The sequence below is a fragment of the Haladaptatus sp. T7 genome (genome assembly GCF_026008575.1).
Classification (GTDB): Archaea; Halobacteriota; Halobacteria; order Halobacteriales; family Haladaptataceae; genus Haladaptatus; species Haladaptatus paucihalophilus.
Genome location: NZ_BROP01000002.1, coordinates 38,783 through 57,533, shown reverse-complemented (window position 1 = coordinate 57,533; position 18,751 = coordinate 38,783). Strand labels below are relative to the sequence as shown.

The window sequence follows — 18,751 nt, the reverse complement described above, 5'->3', positions numbered from 1 at the left end:
GTCGTCGTTTCGGTCAGTCGTCCCCTTCCGCCCCGGCTTTCTGTGCCTCCGTTCGTTCACCCTCGCCCGTCGGGGCCACTCGAACGTCGGTGACTTTGTACTCCGGCACGTGGGCTTGCGGGTCGAGGTGCTCCTCGTCGGTGAGTTCGTTCGCGACGTCGCCCCTGCCGAAGTAGTGCATCGGAACGAAAACGACGTCGCCGCCGGTTCGTTCCGTGACCTGTGCGAGGGCGGTTATCGACCCCTTCCGGGAGGTGATTTCGACCTCCTGTCCGTCCGAGACGCCGAGGTCGGCCGCGGTGTCGGGGTTGATTTCGACGAACAACTCGTCGGTGTACGACCGGATTCCGGGTTCCCGGTTGGTCATCGTCCCGGTGTGATACTGGTAGAGGACGCGGCCGGTCGTCATCGCCAGCGGGAACGCCTCGTCCTCCATGTCCGCCTCGACGGGGCCGGAGACGTCGGTCGGGAACATGTGGGCCTTCCCGTCGTCGGTGTTGAACTCCTCCGTGTAGAGGTGTGGCGTCCCCGGATGGTCCTCGTCCCAGCACGGCCACGGGATGCTCCCCTCGGTTTCGAGGCGCTCGTGGGTGATGCCGCCGTAAATCGGCGTCAGGTCGTTGATTTCGTCCATTATTTCGCTCGGGTTGCGAAAGCCCCACTCGTAGCCGAACCGCTCGGCGAGTTCCTGCGTGATAACCCAGTCGGGTTTCGCGTTTCCGGGCGGGTCGATGGCCCGCTTGACGAGTTGGACGTGGCGCGTCGAACTCGTGTACGTCCCGTTCGTCTCGACGGGGGCGTTCGCGGGCAACACGACGTCCGCGTGTTTCGCGGAGTCCGTGAGGAAGATGTCCTGTACCGCGAGGAACTCCAAGTCGTCGAGGATTTCCCCGGCGTGGCTGACGTTCGGTTCCGAGTACACCACGTTCTCGCCTTGGATGAACATCCCCCGAATCTCGCCGCGGTCGGCGGCGAGGAACTGCTCGGTGATGGTGTAGCCTTCGTCGTCCGGGAGGTGGTCCACGCCGTAGGCTTCCTCGAACTTCTCGCGCGCGTCGTCGTTCGTCACCTTCTGGTAGCCGGGGAAGTTCCCCGGAATCGGTCCCATGTCGCCGCCGCCGCCCTGCACGTTGTTCTGGCCGCGGAACGGTGCGAGGCCGGACTTTTCGGTGCCGACGTGCCCCGTCACGAGCGCGAGGTTCGCCATCGAGACGATGTTCTCCGTGCCGTGGCTGTGCTCGGTCAGGCCGAGCGTCCAGCAGAACGTACACGAGTCCGCCTCGGCGATGGTTTCGGCCGCGCGCTTCAGTTCCTCGGGCGGGACGCCCGCCTTCTCCTCGACGTACTCGGGCGTGAACTTCTCGACGCCCTCCTTTACCTCCTCGAACCCGACGGTACGCTCCTCGACGAATTCCTCGTCGTGGAGGTCGTTCTCGATGACGTGTCGGATCAGCCCGTTTATCCAGACGGTATCGTAGCCCGGTTTGATTCGGGTGTACTGCGTGGCGAACTGCGCCATCTGGATTTTGCGCGGGTCGAAGACGAACATGTCCGCGTCGTCGTCCTTGACGTTCTGCTTGATTCGCGTCGCCAACACGGGGTGGGCCTCCGTCGTGTTCGACCCGGTGATGAGATAGCAATCGGTGTTTTCGAGGGCGTCGGTGCCGACCGACCCGGCACCGAATCCGACCGTCTGGGACAGTCCGGCGACGGTCGGCGAGTGACAGAGCCGGTTGCAGTTGTCGATGTTGTTCGTCCGGAGCACCTGCCGGGCGAACTTCTGCATCAGGTAGTTCGCCTCGTTCGTCGTTTTGGATGAGGAGACGAGGCTCAGTCCGTTTCGCCCGTGCTCGTCCTGAATCTCCTTCAGTCCGTCCGCCACCCGGTCAAGCGCTTCCTCCCACGACGCCTCGCGGAACTCGCCGTCCTCTTTCACGAGGGGTTGCGTCAGCCTGTCCTCGCTGTCGGCGTACTTGTATCCGAACTTGCCCTTCACGCACGTCGAGATGCCGTTTATCGGCGCTTTCTCGGGGTTCGGACGCACGCCGAGCACTTCTCCGTCCTTCGAGTAGATGTCGAACCGACAGCCGACGGCGCAGTAGCCACACGTCGTGTCGGTGACGTCCACCTCGTTCAGGCGGTAGTCGCTCAACGCGTCGGCCATGTCGAACAGCCGCCCCTCCGACATGGTGTTCGCGGCGAAACTCTCGGCGACGTGTTCGAGCGGTTCGAACGCGCCGCTTTCACCCATCTTCTTCCCCGCGGTTTGGGCCTGTTCCTTCGCTCGGGCCATGAAGCCCGCGACGCCTTCCTTTTCGGTGTCGTCCTCCGCGCCTTTCGTTCCCGGTGTTTCGTCAGTCATCGTCGGATTCCGCACCTCCTTTGCGGCCCTTTCGTTCCTCCTTCATCGGCGTCATCTGCCGAGGTTGGTGCTCGTAGTCCTCGCCGACGCTCTTGCCGATGCTGTTGTGCTGGTTGAATCCGGGCACCGGAATCGTGGCGATGTCGGTCATGTCCTGTTCGACGAGCGCTCCCGTCGGGCAGACGGTCGCACAATGGCCACAGGAGACGCACGTGGATTCCATCATCGTCTCGGCCCCGTTCTGGAAGCCGATTCGCGTCTCGCCCGCGTTTCCCTCCATGCGGAGGACGCCCTCGACCTGCACGTCGTTGCAGGCCTCGACACAGCGATTACAGAGGATGCACTTGTTCCGGTCTATCTGGATGAACGGCGAGGATTCGTCGATGGGTTCGTACTCGTCGCGGTCGTCGAACACGCCGTAACGGGGCTCCACCACGTCGTTTTCGATGGAGACGTCTTGCAGGTCACAGCGACCGTTCTTCCCGCAGGTCGTACAGCGGAGATTGTGGTCCGAGAGCACCAAATCGAGGTTGACGTCGCGGGCGTTCGCCGCGTCCTCGGCGTCGGTCCGCACCGTCAGGCCGTCCTCCGCGGGGAAGCTACAGGACGGGACGACGCCGTGTTCGTCCGTCTCGACGACGCACGTTCGGCACTCGCTTCGGGGTCCTATCCGTTCGTCTTCGTCGTAGGAACAGAGCGCCGGGACGTAGCCGTCCGTCTCGGCCTTTTCGACCGCATCGAGCAGCGTCGTCCCTTCCTCGACCGTCACCGTCTCGCCGTCGACGGTGATGGCGGCGCGGTCGGTCGAACCGACGTCCGGGTCGTTCGCCGTCCCCGTCTCGATGTACTCGTTCAGCGGGAGGTCAGGTCCCCCCTCGTCGCGTGAGTTCTCCCAAATCGGGTCGGTGCTCATACGTCCCCCGAACTGTAGCCCTCTCCGGCCGTTTCCTTATGTCGAATCGTGCGACGACACATTGAATAACACACCCCATACGCGTATCACGAGATTTCACTTAGGCCTGCTGGCTTCGTAAATCGACGCGACCGCGACGGCCCGAGCGTTCGACGTCCGAATTTCTCCCTTTCCCGCCACGTTTCACCGGTCGCCACCGAGCGAGACTCGATTCAGGCCCCCCCAAACGCCCCGTAACCTACACTATCGCTCCGATAACGTAGAATCTCCCCGGACGGTGGCCGGTAGGATATGATTGGTAAACTGAAACGTCTCTGCCCTTTATCAGCAAGTCCGGCATAGACAGGATGCGAGGTAGAGATGACCGAAAGTGACACACAAGAACACGTCGAATCGGAAGACCGACGCTCGTTCATGAAGAAAGGCGCACTCGCGACAGGTGCGCTCGCACTGGGATTGGGGAGTGCCGGGACCGCCGCGGCACAGAATCAGAACGTGTTGGTCTACACTTACGACTATCACCCGAACGTCGAGTTCCGGGTCGAGAACTCGCTGGAGAAGGCCACGACGGTTCGGTTGCTCCAACGCCCCGGTGGCGGCAACGTGCCGGAAATCAGTCAGCCGGACAACTACAACGGCTACATCATCCGCTACCTGCTCGGGCAGAACGGCGGAAGCGACGCGCAGATTACCACCTTCCTCTTCGGAGATGGGCTCTCACTGAGTCAGGGGGACACGCGACGCCTCACCGGTGGCGCATCGGTCTTCAGCAGCACGCTCAACCTGCTCAGCACCGACCTCGGAGGTAGTGGCGGTGGAGGAACGACGACGACCAGCGGCGGCAACTCGTCGTCATAAGCTCCTCTCCCACGAATCGTCATTTTCAGTACGAGCGTTTCGGAAATCGACCGCTCGTCGAATTTTTGTAAAAATCGCCAGTCGTGACTTCAGTCGTCTGCTGTGACCGGTTCGCTGTGCTCGACGTTCGTTCCGAGGACGTCGAGGAACTGTGACAACCATTCTACGTGGTCGCCCCAGTCGCGCCCGGAAACGAGGTTGCCGTCGGTCGTCACGCCGTCGTAGTACTCGCCACCCGCGCCCTCGACGTCGGCTTCCAGCGCGGAGTACGCGGCGCACGTCCGCCCCTCGATGACGTCCGCCGCCGCGAGAATCTGGGCCGCGTGGCAGATTGCGGCGATGGGCTTGTCCTCGTCGGTGAAGTGTCGAACCGTTTCGAGAACCTCGTCGTGCGTCCTGAGGTACTCCGGCGCTCGACCGCCCGGTAGGACGAGTCCGTCGTACTCCGTCGGGTCGATGTCGTCGAACGACGCCGTGAGCGCGAAGTTGTGGCCGCGACTCTCCATGTAGGTCTGGTCGCCGCGGAAGTCGTGAACCGCCGTCTTCACCGTGTCCCCCGCTTCCTTTTCGGGACAGACCGCATCGACCTCGTGGCCGACCGCCTGCAGGGCTTGAAACGGTACCATTATCTCGTAATCCTCGCCGAAATCGCCGACTATCATCAGCAGTTTCTTGCCATCCATGCCACGAGGAGAGACGGTAGCGAGGGACATAATCGTGCGGGTGCCCCCGCCCTCGGTCAACGGAATTCGCCCGTCTCCTCCTCACGTGTCGCCGATTCTGTAGGCCGTCTCGATTGGCGAGCGCTCGGAGCGGAACAGCGCGAAGTGGACGGCGAGCGCGACCGCCAGCAGTCCGAAGTTCCACACCACCGAGTCGTAGTAGATGACGTCGATGATAATCGGCTTGGCGTACAGCGGCCAGAGCGGCGTTAGCGGCGGGGCGATGTCCGGTGCCGAGAGGAGGTCGGCGAAGATGTGGCTCGTCCCGCCCGTCAGAAACCCGGCGGTCGCGAACACGAACACGGTTTCCTCCCGGATGGCGTCGCTTCGCACCCATCGATTGGCTTCGAAGTGGCCGGTGAGTAGCCGTGCCGCGAGCGCACCGGCGACGACGCTGGCGACGGTGACGAAGAGTATCGTGTGCGTCACCCCGTGGTGGTGCACGGTCGGGAACACGCGCCGAAGCACGAGGTCGGTGTCGGGGAGCATCGCGGTCACGAGCGTAAACCCGGCGAACGTGAGACTCCCCCGCCGACCCCAGAGAAGCCACGCGGGGGCGGCGAACAACAGTGCCATCGCCAAGTGACCGCTGACGTCGACCATACGCGCACAACCGGGACACCGAGATTTATACGTTTTCGCCGAACCGAACGTTCGAACGACCCCGATATTTTGGCAAACTTAAAAACTCAAGTTCGACCCCCGTTTAGCGGGACGTAGATGCAACGCGAATCGCGGGACGACGGCTTCAACTTCGAGGACGTGAGCGTCGTCATGGGGACGTACAACGAGGAGGCCGCCGTCGGGTCGGTGCTTTCCGACATCGAGCGCGTGACGGACGGGAAGGCGGAGGTCGTATGCGTCGATGGGTCGTCCGACCGAACGCCGGAGATCGCCGAGGAGCACGGCGCTCGCGTCATTCGACAGCGACCGCGAGGATACGGCGTCGCGGTGACGGCCGCCCTGCTCGCCCCGGACCGGCCGGTCGTCGTCACGACCGACTGTGACGGCACCTATCCCATGGAGCAATTGCCGGAATTTCTCACCCTTATCAACGAGGGCTACGACGTGGTGAGTGGCGACCGACTCTACCACGGCGCGGCGGAGATGCCGACGGTGAACCGCTGGGGGAACCGCACGTTCGCGGCGCTCGCTTCGGTTCTGATGGGCAGGCGCGTTCACGACACGACGACGGGGATGCGCGCCTACCGGCGCGACGTGATAGAAGAAATCGAGTGGACCGAAAACACGGGGCTCTCCGCCGAACTGCTCATTCGTCCGCTGATGCGCGGCTATCGCGTCCGCGAACTGCCCATCGACTACGACGAGCGATTGGGTGAAACGAAACTCGACCCGTTATCGGGCGGCGCGGAGATAGCGAAATCCATCGTCAAAGTGTGTCTGGACGAGCGGTCGCTCATCCCCCGCCCCGTTTGAGACGCCCGGCGACGGAAAGCGGGAGGAAGAACCCGACCGCGAGCAAAACGAGCATCGCAAGCGGCACGCTGTGGGTGGCCTCGTCGGCGATGATGGCGACGACGAGCGCGAGGATAACCGCGAGAACGGTGACTTTCGGTGCGAACTCCATCTCTGTCGAACGTACGTTCCTATTCGTCCTATAACTTTCCGGATGGGAATCGGAATAAATAGGAAAACCGGTTCGAACGGTGCGATTTCGACGTGCCACGAGGTCCGTTATTCCGACCCCTGCAACCGCGTTTCGAGCGAGACGCCGGGTGCCGTCTCGTTCGGGAGGTACGCGGTCCCCTCGCCGCCGCAGGTTCGTGCCACGCGACAGATTCCTTCGTACGGCGTCAACGCCCGAACCGACCCGTCGCGTCGTTCGACCGGCAGTCGAAGGAGATAGGAGAACCCGGTTCCTTCGGCGTTCTCCACGTACATCTCGACCGCGACGGTATCGGTTTCACCGACCGGAACCGCCGCACCGTCGCCGACGGCGCTGACGTTCGCCCCGACCAGCCGTGCTCGTCCGTCCGAAACGACGAGTCGGAAGCGGGCCGAGCGGTCGCCCTCGACGACGTAGTAGCCGCTTCCCGAGTCGGACGCGAGGCGAATCGACGCCGACTCGACCGACCGCGGAAGTCCGGCGGTCGTCGTCAGCGACACCGACTCCCCGCGCACCTCCCGGACTCGTTGGAGTCGCGGTTCGACCGGTTCGCCTCCGTCGGGTGCCCACTCTCCGCGATAGACGTACCGGTACAGCGTGCGGTTCGAGTAGGCGTCCACGACGTCGAAGCGGTTCGGACCGTCGAGCGCGTAGACGACGGGGCCGCCGAAGTCCGGGTCGTTGCGGAACGCCTGGAACGGGTGGTTCAGCCAGTCTCCGTACGTCGTCGGCACGAAGACGAGCGCGTCGTCGAACGACCGGTTCTCGACGGGCGAGTACGCCGCGCGATACTGGTCGGTGACGGTCGCGTTCGCCCGGTACGGCGACGTCGCCACCGCCGCGGTGACGCCCCCGAAGACGACCGTCGAGAGGACGAGCAGGGCGACGACGGCGGGTTTCGCCCGGCTTGGCGACAGGGAGGATTCGACCCGCCCGCGGAGCCAACGCGCCGCGACGACGGCCCCGAACGCGCCGAACGCGGCCGTCGGCAGGAGCAGGTCGAAGTGGTAGTACGGACCGAAGAAGTGAATCAGCCCGTCGCCCGGGTCGGAAATCGTGCCCACGATGTTGCGGTTGCCCCAGAAGTAGACGTTGCCCAGCACGACGGACGGAATCAGTCCGGCGAGCACCGCACGCGCTTGGTGTTGTGAGAACTCCGCTTCCCAGTCGCTCGGCCGAGTCCAGCGGACGCCCGCGAGGACCCCGACGAGCGCCAGCGCGGTTCCGAGGGGACCGCCCGCGACCCAGTTGACGAACAGGTCCGAAACGACGGCGAAATTCGAACGTAACGCGAGCCTAACCGTGTACCGCTGTTCGTATCCGAGCAGTTTCCGATGGCCGAACCCGAGGCCGTCGAGCGGCGCGAAGGCTTCGTAGGGGAAGACGAGCGGGGACCCGGTGACCACGGCGTTGTAGCCGAGCGCGACGACCACTCCGAGGGACCCGACCGCCGCCACGGTTCCCAGTCGCACGACGGTCGCGCGGTCGAACCGCGTCGAGCGAAGCGAATAGAGGGCGTGAGCGACGAACGGCAGGGCGAAGAGGAGCGCGGTGTAGGGACGGGAGAAGAACGCGATGCCGACGGCCACCCCCGCGAGCACGGCGTACGAGTTTCGCTTCGTTCGAGCGGAGCGGAAGTACGCGAAGGCGAACAGCAGGTTCCAGAACGTCGTCGGCGCGTAGGGCAGGAAGACGGCGGAGTCCACGAGGAACAGCGGGGAGGCGAAAAACAGGACGGCGGCGAGGAGTCCCGTCCGGCGGTCGAACGCTTGGGTGGCGACGAGCGCGACGAGCGCGACGTTTCCGGCGGCGACGAGCCCCAACGAGAGTCGGGCGCCCCCGAGTGCCCCTCCGAGCGCGAACATGGCCGCCGGGACGGGCGCGTACTTGGGATACAGGCCGCTCGCGTCGCGGACGAAGAACCACGGACGGAACGCGTCGGGGACGGGCGGGTGCAAGAAGAGTTTGCCGTCCAGCAGCATCGCGGCCTGCTGGAGGTAGACGCCCTCGTCGTGATTGAGGGAGTGGTACGGAAAGAGTTTCGTGGCGACGAGAAACGTGACGACGGCGGCGAGTATCGACAGGGCGACGATGCCGTCTCGCGTGCGCCGTCGCGCCGTCATCTCACTCGGACGGGTACCACGCGAGCGTGTGGTCGGCCATCAGTTCGACGTCCACGGGTTGCCCGATTTCGAAGTCCTTGACGTGGTTGTGCTGGCAGTAGACGAGTTCGCCCGAGCCGAGTTCGACGTGGTAGACGAACGACGGGCCGGTGTACTGGCGGTGGACGATGTGGCCGTCCGCGGCGTCGCCCTCGGTCGCCCGTGCCCGGAGGTCGTCGGGGCGGACGAGTACGTCCACGACCGCGCCGTCGTACTCCTCGGTCAGGCCTTCGAGTTGGTCGGCGTCGAACGTCCTGAGCGCCGTGTCCACCCGGCCGTCGCCCAGTCGCCCCGAGACGAATCCCGCCTGTCCGAGGAAGCTGGCGACGAACCGCGATTCGGGGTGTTCGAAGACCATCTCGGGCCGACCGACCTGTTCTATCTGCCCGCCGTTCATCACGGCCACGCGGTCGCTGATGGAGAGCGCCTCCTCCTGGTCGTGGGTGACGGAGACGGCCGTGACGCCCGCTTCCTTGAGGATGGCGCGGACCTCCTCGCGCATCTCGACGCGGAGCTTCACGTCGAGGTTCGAGAACGGTTCGTCCAGCAGGAGGATTTCCGGTTCGGGGGCGAGCGAGCGCGCGAGCGCGACCCGCTGTTGTTGCCCGCCCGAAAGCTGGTCGGGGGTGCGGTCGCGGTGACTCTCCAGCCCGACGAGTTCGAGCAGTTCGGACACGCGCTCCTCGGTTTCCATTTCGTCCGCCTCGGTCAGGCCGAAGGCGATGTTCTCCGCGACCGTGAGGTGGGGAAAGAGGGCGAAGTCCTGAAAGACGATGCCAACGTCGCGGTTCTCGGGTTCGACGAACTCGTCGCCGGAGATTCGCTCCCCGCGGAGTCGAATCTCGCCGTCATCGGGGCGTTCGAGTCCGGCCATCATCCGGAGCGTGGTCGTCTTGCCACACCCGGACGGGCCGAGCATGGTGAGCAGTTCGCCCTCACGAACGTCGAGCGAGAGGCTTTCGACCGCGGTTTCGTGGCCGTACTCCTTGACGACGGTATCGAGTTCGAGCACCGCGTCCGGTTCCGCGCCGGTTTCGTCGGTCGTCGTGGGCGATTCGTCGTCGGTCGATGGCGAGCGGAGCGTGCTATTTGACATCGTAGTCCTCCTGTTTGATGATGATGAGCAGCGAGAGGCCGGAGATCCCGACCAGTATGAGCGCGGGAATCGCGGCCTTGCCGTAGTGGCCAGCGCCCTGCACCTTCCAGATGTAGGTGACGAACGTCTCGAACTCCGGCGGGCGGAGCAGGAGCGTCGCCGGGAGTTCCTTCATCGTCGTCAGGAACACCAGCGCCGCGCCCGCCGCGACGCCGGGCGCGATGAGCGGGAGCGTAACCTTGCGGAACGCCGCGCCGGGCGAGTAGCCGAGCGTCTGGGCCGCCTCCGTCAGTTTCGGGTTCACTTGGAGCACCGACGAGCGGACGGTGCCGACCGCTTGCGGCAGGAACCGGACGATGTAGGCGAAGACGAGCAGCGGAATCGTCTGGTAGAGCGCCGGCGCGTACGCCGACCCGAACGAGACGAGCGCCAGCCCCAAGACGATTCCGGGCACGGCGTAGCCGACGTAGGTCGCCCGGTCGAGGACGGTCGCCACGGTCGAACGGTGGCGGGCCGAGAGGTACGCGACCGGAATCGCGGCGAGCACGCCGAAGATGGCGGCCATGCCGGAGACGCCGACGGAGTTCCACGCGTACTCCCAGTGGAACGCGAAGGAACTCGACCCGTAGGTCGGGTCGGCCCGGAGCATCCAGAAGACGAGCATGCCGAGCGGGACGACCAGACAGAGGACCGCGACGGCGCTGCTGAACAACAGCGCCGGGTAGCGCCACGCGCCGAGTTCGATGACCGCCGAGCGGTTCGAACCGCGACTGCCGCCGTTGGTTCCGGCGTTGATGCGCGATTCCAGCGCGAGGATGACGACGGTGACGGCGACGAGTTGCAACGAGAGCAGCGACGCGAAGTCCCGACCCCACGCGTTGTACTGAACGTAAATCTGCTGGGTGAACACCTCGAAGTGCATGATGGTCGGCGTTCCGAAGTCGGAGAGCGCGTACAGCGCGACGAGGAGGGACCCGGCGGCGATACCGGGAAGAATCTGGGGGATGGTGACGCGCTTGAACGCCTCCCACCGCGAGTGGTTGAGGGTGCGGGCCGCCTCGACCAGCGTGTCGTCGAACGAGAGCAGCGAGGCCCGCGTCGTCAGGAAGACGTAGGGATAGGTGAACAGCGTCAGGACGAGCGCAGCCCCGAAGAAGCCGTACATCGACGGAATCGACTCGACGCCGAGCGGCGCGAGGGCGTCGGCGAGTTCACCTTGCGGTCCGAACGCCGAAACGAACGCGAACGCGCCGATGTAGCTGGGGACGACGAGCGGGAGCGCGCCGACGACGGTCCAGAACCGCCGGAACGGCAGGTCCGTCTGGACGGTCAACACGGCGAGCGGGACGCCGATGAGAATCGACCCGGCCGTGACGGCGACGATGAGGGCGACGCTGTTCCCCAGCACCGTCAGCGTCGCGCCGCGGGTCAGCATCGAGACGATTCGGTTCGCGTCCATTCCGAAGACGCGGACGACCAGCCAGAGGACGGGAAAGAGAACGGCGGCGGCGACGGCTCCACTGACGAGGGTCAATCCGACCGGTGTCGACTCGTCGTCCCCGCCCGAGTCGGCCAGTCGTCGGAGTCGGTCGCGCGTCGCCATCGATTATAACACTCCCACCTCGCGCATCAGCTTCAGCGTCGGTTGCACGTTCGAGAGCTTCGAGAGGTCTATTTCCGGCGGCTGAAGCTCTTCGATGGGGGGTAGTCCGCCGACCGGTTTCACGCCCGAAATCATGGGATAGCCGAGCGTGACCGTGGCGAAGAACTCCTGCGCCTCCGAGGAGAGCAGGTGAAGGGCGAAGTTGCCAGCGAGTTCCTTTTGATCCGTTCCTTGGATTATCTCCGCACCGGAGACGTTCACCAGCGCGCCCGCGTCGTTCTTCGTGAACGCGAGGTCGATGGGGGCGTCGGGCCGTTGGGACTGCACGCGGAGCGCGTAGTAGTGGTTGGCGAACCCGGCCCCGATTTCGCCGTCGGCGACGGCGTTCGAGACGAGGAACTCGTCCTTGTACTCCGTGACGCCCTGTTTTTGCATCCCCTTCAGCCACGCTTTCGTCTTCTTCTCGCCGTTGAGCACGCGCATGGCGGTGACGAAGGACTGGAACGCGCCATAACTCGGTGCCCAGCCCATCACGTTCTTGAACTGCTGTTGGTCGGGGAGCGCGAAGATGCTGTCGGGGATGTCCGACTTCGAGAACTTGTCCGTGTTGTACGGAATCGTTCGGGCGCGGCCCTCGATACCGACCCAACTGTCCTTGGGACCGCGGTAGTGTTCGGGGACCTTCGTCAGCACGTTCTGGGGGAGGGCTGTCGTCGCGCCGCTGTCGGCGACGACGCCGAGGGACCCGGCGTCGATGGAGAGAAACAGGTCGGCCCTGCTCCCGCTTCCCTTGTTCTCCTCGATGATGGTGTTGGCGAGGGAGGCGGAACTGTCCGTCTTGACGAGGATGTCGAGGTCGGGATACCGACCGTCGATGTAGTCGATGAGACGCTGGTACAGTCCGCCCTCGCCGCCGCCGAGGTAGAGGGTGAGTTTCCCCGAGAGGTCGGGCATGTCGTCCATCGACGTGCCGCCGGGGTTCGGACGGTCCTCGACGAGGGGACCGGACCCCATGATGTCGCTCTCGTTCACGTCCGCCGTATCGTTACCGTTCCCACCGGTCCCCGGCAGTGACGTGCATCCCGCGAGTCCGAAAACGGTCGCTGCCGCCGTCGAGGCCAGAACCGAACGTCGACCGATCCCCCTTCGGTCGGCACTATCGGCACCGTTGTCGCTCATAACTAGAATTAGGCTCGCCTAAAACGTTTATACCTGCCGGTTCAGGGGCGGTTCCTCGACGAACGCGGGTGGAAAAAACGACGGATGACCCGACGAACGGGACGTCGTGTCAGTCGTCCGCCGGGACGGGCGCCCGGACGGATTCGAGCGCGTCGAGGCAGTCCAACCAATCGTGCATGTATTTCCCGACGAAGGTTAAAAACTCGCCGTTTTCGTATTCGGACCAGTCGCCCGCGACGAGTTCGTCGGCCATCGACTCGAAGACGGCGGCGTAGGCGTCCGCGTCGTTCCACCGTCCCGCCGCGTCACCCGTCTCCCAGTTTTCGGGCACGGCGTCGTCGATTATCTTCCACAAGTGTTCGTTCAGTTCCAACCCGGCGACCTCGTTCTGTAGGTCGCCGAACGTCGAGCGCGGTGCTTTGTTGTGCTCACAGAGCGGGCCGCCGTTGTATATCTGCGCGCCGAGGAGGTCACAGGCGCGTTTGAGGAAGACGCCGCTCCAGATGTCGTCGAACCGTCCGACGTCCCACGGGTTGTCGTCCATGGGCAGTTGGTAGAACGCCGGGACGACCTCCCGGCGGAACGCGAGGTTCATCGAGCAGACCGTGAGGTAGTCGCCGGGTGCGGCCACGAAGTCATCCTCGAAATCCGCCGCGGTCGTGCGGGTCCGGGCCTGTCCCTGTAAGTCGCCGTCCATCAAGATTCGAACCGCGTCCAAGTCGGGGACGTTCGTCCAGAGTCCTTGCGAGGCGACGACGTTCGAGACGGTGGTTTCCGTCGTCTCGATTTCCTCGTCCATCGCGGAATAGGGGTAGCCGCGCGGGTACAGTCCGTGCTCGTCGGCGCTCTGATAGAGGACGTTCACCCATCGCTCGTCGGACGAGATTTCCTCGATTTCGCCGTCGAACCGGAGGTTTCGGAGGTGCCGACCGAAGAAGTCGTCATCGGGGTGCGGGAGCGTGTCGTCGTCGATGAAAAATCCGTAGTCGAATTCGCCCGCCCAGAGGTAGAGCAGGCCGAAACTCGTCTGGGCGTGGCTGGCGTCGGGAATCAGGTGACTGAACTCGGTGATTCCGTGCGCTTCGAACCACGCCTCGCGTCGCGCGCCGTCGAAGACCTCGCCGGAGACGCCCGCCGAATCGAGCATCGCCGCCATCGCGTCGGTGTCACAGAAATCCTCCGTGACGAGCACGACGTGCAGTCGGTCGAGGTCGAAGCCGTGCTCCCGAGCGTTCTCGAAGTACGCCCGCATACACTCGTACTCCCGAATCGTCGGGACGACGACGCAGATGTCGGCTTCGGTCATTGTGCCTCTTGTCCTGAATGGTTTAGGCATGCCTAAAAGGTTGTCTATCTCGTCCGTGGCGACGTTCCGACCGATTCCGACGGCTCACTCGTCGGACCGCTCGCGTATCTCCTCCAGAATCGAAATCGTGCCCGTCGAGTACGACTCTTCGACGATCGTTCCGGCGGCGCGTTTGGCCTTCTCGTCGGCGTTCGCCACCGCGTAGCTCTCGCCGACGACGCCGAAGGTGGAGACGTCGTTTTCCGAATCGCCGACGGCGACGAACTCCTCCGGGTCGCGGCCGAGCAGTTCGGCGACGGATTTGATGCCCATGCCCTTGCTGACGCCCGAGGATTTGACGTGGTAGGCGAACCCCGTGTCCACGACCTCCTGACCGTACTCGCTGGCGAGTTCGGAGAGCGGGCCGAGCGGTTGGTCGCGTCGGACGGCGATTTCGGTCTCGCGCCAGCGGTTGGTCAGGTCGCTTTTCCCCCACCCGAGTTCGTAGCCCGCCTCCTCGTACGCGTTTGCGACGCGCCGTGCGGCGTCGCCGTCGCCGTTTCGCGTGATGTCGTCGTCCACGAGGACGATGCCGCCGTTCTCGGCGATGACGAGTTCGGGAATCTGCAGGAAGTGACAGAGGGAGACGGGATAGGGAAACGCCTTCCCGGTGGCGATGACGACCGGGGCGTCCCACCGGGGTAGGAGGTCGAAGAATCGCGGGTCGATGGAGTCGTCCGGGCGGGTCATCGTGCCGTCGATGTCGAGAACGAGGGGCGGAACCATGCCGGGGATTCGTCGGTTCGGCACTTAGTTTCGGCGTTGCACTATCGCCGTCTCGGACGCACGCGAAGGCGCTCCGGTGGCGTCGCTCGTCGTCGGAATTCGATGAAAAAGAATCGGTGTCGAAAACGGTAACTCGGAAAAACGGGCTCCCGGATTACAGCGCCGGGACCCACGCGCTCTGCGGGAAGACGCCGAGCATGGCGCACACCGCGACGAGGAACGTGCCGAAGACGATGGACGCGGCCGGGGGGTCCATGTGCGTGTCGGCGTGGGAGTAGAACACGCGCTGGAACGCCTCGCCGAATAGGGCGCAGACGAGGCCGAAGACGGCACCCACGGCGAGCGCGGTCAGGAGCGGAATCTCGGCCTGAATCGCGGCCGGGGAAGCCGTCAAGATGTTCATGCTCGCCGGGGCGAGCGCCAGCGCGGCGGTGCTCGCGGGCAGACTCATGTGGTGGGTGACGGGCATCTTCTCGACGCCGCAGTTCAGGAAGACGAGGCTGGCCGCGCTGATTCCGAACGCGAGGAACGGACTACCCGTCTCGTAGGCCGTGTACGCGCCGAGTATCCCGACGACGATGCCGAGCGTCGCCACGTTGACCCACTTGTACTGGTGGGGAAGCCACGGTTCGACGAGGAACCGGCCGCTCGCCGTCCCGCCGTCGGCTTTCGCGGACCCGCCGTCCGCCGTCGCCGCGTCGCCGATGACGCGGCGTTCCTCGGACTCGAACGGGGACATGTTCAGCAGGCCCTGTTTGGCGTTGCCGATGATGCTGTAGCCGAACGCGAGTCGGTGGAGCACGGCCGAGAGGACGACGCCCATCGCGATGGGGTCGTAGGGCATCCCGTAAATCGAGGACAGCTGGGTGAACCAGTAGCCGAAGATACCGAAGACGCCGCCGACCACGAGCACGTCGGGTTTCGTCCCCAGCGAGAACGAGATGTTCTTCGCCTCGTGGAAGTCGAAGCCGGTGTCCATGTAGCCGCGCTTCGCGGCGTAGGCGGCCGCGGCCGCACCAGCCGCGAAACTGATGGCGGGCGAGAAGACGGGACCGAATGCGATGGTCCCCGTGATTCCCAACGCGCCGAGTTCGCTCGCTTTCCCCGGACCGGCGGCGGCGACGTAGCGTCCAACGACGTTCGCCGCTTCCCCGGCGATGACCATGAAGCCGGTGAAGATGAACGCCGGGAGCGCGCCGACCGCCGCGCCGAACGCGCCGCCAGCGAAGGCGGCGATGAGCATCTCGAGGGCCCAGAGTGATTCGAGGTTCGCCATCTCAGGCACCACCTTCGTTCGCCCAGTCGAGTGACCGCTCGACCGCGTCCTGCCAGCGGCCGTACTTCTCGTCGGCTTCGTCGCTCGCCATGTTCACCTCGAACTCGCGGTCAACCTGCCAGTTGTTTCGGAGTTCATCCACGGTTTCCCAGTAGCCGACGGCGAGTCCGGCGGCGTAGGCCGACCCGAGCGCCGTCGTCTCGTCCACCACGGGGCGAACGATGTCCGTCCCCAGAATGTCGGACTGCAACTGACAGAGGAAGTTGTTCTTCACCGCGCCGCCGTCAACGCGGAGGGATTCGACTTCGATGCCGCTGTCGGCCTCCATCGCCTCGGCCACGTCGCGGGTCTGGTAGGCGATGGATTCGAGCGTCGCCCGAACGACGTGTTCCTTCCGCGTTCCGCGCGTCATCCCGACGAGGGTGCCGCGAGCGCGCTGGTTCCAGTGTGGCGCGCCGAGGCCGGTGAACGCCGGAACCATGTACACGCCGTCCGTCGAATCGACGCTTCTGGCGAGGTTCTCGGTCTTCGCCGCGTCGTCGATGAGGTCCATGTCCACGAGCCATTCGATAGCCGCGCCGGTGACGAAGATGGAGCCTTCGAGTGCGTACTGTACGGGTTCGCCCGAGCGCTGGAATCCGATGGTCGTGAGGAGGCCGTGTTCGCTCTCGACGGCCTCGTTACCCGTGTTGAGGAGGAAGAAACTGCCCGTCCCGTAGGTGTTCTTGGCGTCCCCGGCGTCGAAGCAGGTCTGGCCGAACAGCGCCGCCTGCTGGTCGCCGAGCGCTCCCGCGACGGGGATTTCGGCACCCAAAAAGCCCTCCGGGTCGGTCGAACCGTAGGTCTCGTCGTCGCTCGACGGACGGACCTCGGGCAACATCTCGCGCGGGACCCGGAACTCCTCGCAGAGGCCGCCGTCCCAGTCCATCTCGTGGATGTCGAACAGCATCGTCCGCGAGGCGTTCGTCACGTCCGTGATGTGCTCGCCCGTCAGGTTGTATATCAACCACGAGTCGATGGTTCCGAACAGGATTTCGCCGGTCTCGGCGCGGTCGCGCAAGTCCGCCGGGCGAGCGCGCTGGGTCTTGATGGGTTCGGCGTTGTCGAGCAACCATTCGGCTTTCGTCGCCGCGAAGTACGCGTCCGGTTCCAACCCCGTCTTGGCCCGAACCGCGTCGGCTTTGCCGTCCTCCTCCAGTCGTTCGATGCGGTCGGTCGTTCGGCGGTCCTGCCAGACGATGGCGTTGTGGACCGGTTTGCCGGTCTCCGCGTCCCACAGCAGGGTCGTCTCGCGCTGGTTGGTGACGCCGAGCGCGGCGAGTTGGTCGGCTTCGATGCCCGCCTCCGCGAGCGCGGATTCGATGACCGACTGCGTGTTCTCCCAGATTTCGAGCGGGTCGTGTTCCACCCATCCGGGTTCCGGGTATATCTGTTCGTGTTTTTCGTAGGCGTTCGCGACCACCGTCCCGGCGTGGTCGAACACCATGAATCGAGTGCCTGTCGTTCCTTGGTCGATAGAGCCGACGTAGGTTTCGTTCGTTTTCATTGGGGTAGCCTCCGTGCGATTGCTGCTGAATGACCGGTATCATTCAGTGTGGCCCGCCCATTTTTACTGGTTCAGGGCCATTGGCTGTAAACATCAAACACTTTCATTATAAAAGTTCCCCCTTCAACGATGACTCATCGGGGTCGAAAGCGGAACTCCTCGCCGACGTTCCCGTCGAGACGCTCTAAAACTCGTCAATCTTCGTGGAGTGCGCGGAACACGAGCGTCGGAAACCGTGGTTCGAGTCTGCTCGGTTGTCGTCCGCTCCGCCGCCCGTTTCTGGTCGTGATCCGTTCGAGAACGCCCGCTTCCGCCAGTTCGTAGAGGTAACGGGTGACGGTGCCGGGGGAGAGGTCCGTCTCGGTGGCGATGGCGGCGGCGCTGGATTCGACCGACGTTCGCGCGTCGGTGTCGAGTTCGAGCAGTTCGGCGAGGACTCGACGACGGTTTTCGGGAAGGGAGAGGACGATACCGAGCGGAACCCCGTCGCGCGGAACCGCGTCCATCGCCGCCTCCAGATACTCGTCCAGAATCCTGTCGGCGTCGGCATCGACCGCGAGCGTCACCGCGCCGAACAGCGCCGCGAGGGCGTCGTGGGCGTCGCCCTCGGCCCACTCCGCGATGGTCTTCACTCGCGCGTGGTCGAGGATGCCCTGTCGCAATCCGCGCGACGCACGCTCCGTAACGACGTCGGTGAGTTCGTGCGTGCTGTAGGCCGGTATTTCGAGCGCGTGTTCTTCCCTGCCGCGGGTTCTCCCGACGGTGAGCACGGAGAGCGACCCGCTCATGTCCTCGAACAGCGCGGTCACCTCTTCGGCGGCGAGCGTTTCGTCCTCGCCCACATGGTCCACCGCGACGACGACCTTGTTCGAACGACTCACGGCCGTCGCCAACTTCCGTTGCAGGACGCCGGTGCCGACGCCACGTTCGGGCACGTGGTCGTCGGTGAGCGAGTCGAGAACGGTGCGATACAGTCGGAACGCCGTACTCGCCGTCCGTGCGTCGATGTACACGAAGTCGAAGCCGTCTTCGTCGACGGCCCGCGTGGTTGTCAGTATCGTCCCGCGTTCGGGGGACAGTTGCGTTGCGAGTTGACTGAATAGCGCGGAGACGAGCGCGGATTTTCCGGCTCCGGGCGGGCCGTAGAGATGAACGTTCGGCGGAAGATGCCCGGAGAAGAGGGGGTCGAGCGCGTCGAGCAATCGCTCCAAGGTCGAACCGCGTCCGACCGGATTCGAGACGTGTGTCACCGGACTGAGTGCACTCCACTCGACGACGAGGTTGGCGGCGGGCGGTGTCGCCCGTCGTCGCTCGATGCGCTCACCAATGTCCATTA

General features: G+C 64.7%; 16 protein-coding genes. 2 read left to right on the top strand and 14 right to left on the bottom strand.

Features of this window, described 5'->3' with window-relative positions; genetic code table 11:
- Positions 1 to 13: 13 nt before the first annotated feature.
- Together fdhF and OPC11_RS06285 are read right to left on the bottom strand one after the other, a co-directional pair.
- The gene (fdhF, locus tag OPC11_RS06290) at positions 14 to 2,362 is read right to left on the bottom strand and encodes a formate dehydrogenase subunit alpha (RefSeq protein WP_264781366.1); all 2,349 of its coding nucleotides are present in this window, start codon (positions 2,360 to 2,362) and stop codon (positions 14 to 16) included.
- Entirely contained in the window at positions 2,355 to 3,275 is a 921-nt protein-coding gene (locus tag OPC11_RS06285; protein ID WP_007982945.1) for a 2Fe-2S iron-sulfur cluster-binding protein, read from the bottom strand. Before OPC11_RS06285 ends, fdhF begins: the two co-directional genes overlap by 8 nt.
- A 360-nt stretch (positions 3,276 to 3,635) precedes the next feature.
- Between OPC11_RS06285 and OPC11_RS06280 the strand changes: the two genes are divergently transcribed.
- Positions 3,636 to 4,133 carry a hypothetical protein gene (locus OPC11_RS06280; RefSeq protein ID WP_264781365.1) on the top strand — a complete coding sequence of 166 codons (498 nt, stop codon included), beginning with the start codon at positions 3,636 to 3,638 and terminating at the stop codon, positions 4,131 to 4,133.
- Positions 4,134 to 4,222: 89 nt separating this feature from the next.
- Here OPC11_RS06280 and OPC11_RS06275 read toward each other — a convergent pair whose 3' ends face one another.
- Together OPC11_RS06275 and OPC11_RS06270 are read right to left on the bottom strand one after the other, a co-directional pair.
- Complete coding sequence (locus OPC11_RS06275) at positions 4,223 to 4,816, bottom strand: DJ-1/PfpI family protein (protein ID WP_264781364.1); 594 nt, start codon at positions 4,814 to 4,816, stop codon at positions 4,223 to 4,225.
- A gap of 81 nt (positions 4,817 to 4,897) precedes the next feature.
- Positions 4,898 to 5,458, bottom strand: a complete 561-nt coding sequence (locus OPC11_RS06270) for a metal-dependent hydrolase (RefSeq protein WP_264781363.1) — start codon at positions 5,456 to 5,458, stop codon at positions 4,898 to 4,900.
- 117 nt (positions 5,459 to 5,575) lie between these two features.
- Here OPC11_RS06270 and OPC11_RS06265 point away from each other — a divergent pair, with 117 nt between their 5' ends.
- On the top strand, positions 5,576 to 6,292 hold the full coding sequence (locus OPC11_RS06265; protein WP_264781362.1) for a dolichyl-phosphate hexose transferase: 717 nt from the start codon (positions 5,576 to 5,578) through the stop codon (positions 6,290 to 6,292).
- Here the strand turns inward: OPC11_RS06265 and OPC11_RS06260 are convergent.
- The 10 genes from OPC11_RS06260 to OPC11_RS06215 form a co-directional block, all read right to left on the bottom strand.
- Entirely contained in the window at positions 6,273 to 6,443 is a 171-nt protein-coding gene (locus OPC11_RS06260) for a hypothetical protein (RefSeq protein ID WP_264781361.1), read from the bottom strand. The genes OPC11_RS06265 and OPC11_RS06260 overlap by 20 nt on opposite strands.
- A 107-nt stretch (positions 6,444 to 6,550) precedes the next feature.
- On the bottom strand, positions 6,551 to 8,605 hold the full coding sequence (locus OPC11_RS06255) for a glycosyltransferase family 39 protein (protein ID WP_264781360.1): 2,055 nt from the start codon (positions 8,603 to 8,605) through the stop codon (positions 6,551 to 6,553).
- A gap of 1 nt (position 8,606) precedes the next feature.
- On the bottom strand, positions 8,607 to 9,740 hold the full coding sequence (locus OPC11_RS06250; protein ID WP_007982931.1) for an ABC transporter ATP-binding protein: 1,134 nt from the start codon (positions 9,738 to 9,740) through the stop codon (positions 8,607 to 8,609).
- Positions 9,730 to 11,343: an iron ABC transporter permease gene (locus OPC11_RS06245; RefSeq protein ID WP_007982928.1), complete on the bottom strand. Its 1,614-nt coding sequence runs from the start codon at positions 11,341 to 11,343 to the stop codon at positions 9,730 to 9,732. Before OPC11_RS06245 ends, OPC11_RS06250 begins: the two co-directional genes overlap by 11 nt.
- A 3-nt stretch (positions 11,344 to 11,346) precedes the next feature.
- Entirely contained in the window at positions 11,347 to 12,522 is a 1,176-nt protein-coding gene (locus OPC11_RS06240; RefSeq protein ID WP_264781359.1) for an ABC transporter substrate-binding protein, read from the bottom strand.
- Positions 12,523 to 12,631: 109 nt separating this feature from the next.
- Positions 12,632 to 13,828, bottom strand: coding sequence for an alpha-1 4-glucan-protein synthase (locus tag OPC11_RS06235; protein WP_264781358.1), 1,197 nt, complete (start codon positions 13,826 to 13,828; stop codon positions 12,632 to 12,634).
- 84 nt (positions 13,829 to 13,912) lie between these two features.
- Positions 13,913 to 14,593 (bottom strand): phosphoglycolate phosphatase, encoded by a 681-nt coding sequence (locus OPC11_RS06230; RefSeq protein WP_264781357.1) that lies wholly within the window; start codon positions 14,591 to 14,593, stop codon positions 13,913 to 13,915.
- Positions 14,594 to 14,747: 154 nt separating this feature from the next.
- Positions 14,748 to 15,869, bottom strand: coding sequence for a hypothetical protein (locus OPC11_RS06225; protein WP_007982919.1), 1,122 nt, complete (start codon positions 15,867 to 15,869; stop codon positions 14,748 to 14,750).
- A 1-nt stretch (position 15,870) separates the two neighbouring features.
- Positions 15,871 to 17,415 carry a glycerol kinase GlpK gene (glpK, locus tag OPC11_RS06220; RefSeq protein ID WP_264781356.1) on the bottom strand — a complete coding sequence of 515 codons (1,545 nt, stop codon included), beginning with the start codon at positions 17,413 to 17,415 and terminating at the stop codon, positions 15,871 to 15,873.
- A 194-nt stretch (positions 17,416 to 17,609) separates the two neighbouring features.
- Complete coding sequence (locus tag OPC11_RS06215) at positions 17,610 to 18,749, bottom strand: AAA family ATPase (RefSeq protein ID WP_264781355.1); 1,140 nt, start codon at positions 18,747 to 18,749, stop codon at positions 17,610 to 17,612.
- Positions 18,750 to 18,751: the final 2 nt, after the last annotated feature.

Bases quoted from the DNA above. Each gene is read 5' to 3' on its own strand.
- fdhF (WP_264781366.1), bottom strand. From the start codon at position 2,362: ATGACTGACGAAACACCGGGAACGAAAGGCGCGGAGGACGACACCGAA.
- OPC11_RS06285 (WP_007982945.1), bottom strand. From the start codon at position 3,275: ATGAGCACCGACCCGATTTGGGAGAACTCACGCGACGAGGGGGGACCT.
- OPC11_RS06280 (WP_264781365.1), top strand. From the start codon at position 3,636: ATGACCGAAAGTGACACACAAGAACACGTCGAATCGGAAGACCGACGC.
- OPC11_RS06275 (WP_264781364.1), bottom strand. From the start codon at position 4,816: ATGGATGGCAAGAAACTGCTGATGATAGTCGGCGATTTCGGCGAGGAT.
- OPC11_RS06270 (WP_264781363.1), bottom strand. From the start codon at position 5,458: ATGGTCGACGTCAGCGGTCACTTGGCGATGGCACTGTTGTTCGCCGCC.
- OPC11_RS06265 (WP_264781362.1), top strand. From the start codon at position 5,576: ATGCAACGCGAATCGCGGGACGACGGCTTCAACTTCGAGGACGTGAGC.
- OPC11_RS06260 (WP_264781361.1), bottom strand. From the start codon at position 6,443: ATGGAGTTCGCACCGAAAGTCACCGTTCTCGCGGTTATCCTCGCGCTC.
- OPC11_RS06255 (WP_264781360.1), bottom strand. From the start codon at position 8,605: ATGACGGCGCGACGGCGCACGCGAGACGGCATCGTCGCCCTGTCGATA.
- OPC11_RS06250 (WP_007982931.1), bottom strand. From the start codon at position 9,740: ATGTCAAATAGCACGCTCCGCTCGCCATCGACCGACGACGAATCGCCC.
- OPC11_RS06245 (WP_007982928.1), bottom strand. From the start codon at position 11,343: ATGGCGACGCGCGACCGACTCCGACGACTGGCCGACTCGGGCGGGGAC.
- OPC11_RS06240 (WP_264781359.1), bottom strand. From the start codon at position 12,522: ATGAGCGACAACGGTGCCGATAGTGCCGACCGAAGGGGGATCGGTCGA.
- OPC11_RS06235 (WP_264781358.1), bottom strand. From the start codon at position 13,828: ATGACCGAAGCCGACATCTGCGTCGTCGTCCCGACGATTCGGGAGTAC.
- OPC11_RS06230 (WP_264781357.1), bottom strand. From the start codon at position 14,593: ATGGTTCCGCCCCTCGTTCTCGACATCGACGGCACGATGACCCGCCCG.
- OPC11_RS06225 (WP_007982919.1), bottom strand. From the start codon at position 15,869: ATGGCGAACCTCGAATCACTCTGGGCCCTCGAGATGCTCATCGCCGCC.
- glpK (WP_264781356.1), bottom strand. From the start codon at position 17,415: ATGAAAACGAACGAAACCTACGTCGGCTCTATCGACCAAGGAACGACA.
- OPC11_RS06215 (WP_264781355.1), bottom strand. From the start codon at position 18,749: ATGGACATTGGTGAGCGCATCGAGCGACGACGGGCGACACCGCCCGCC.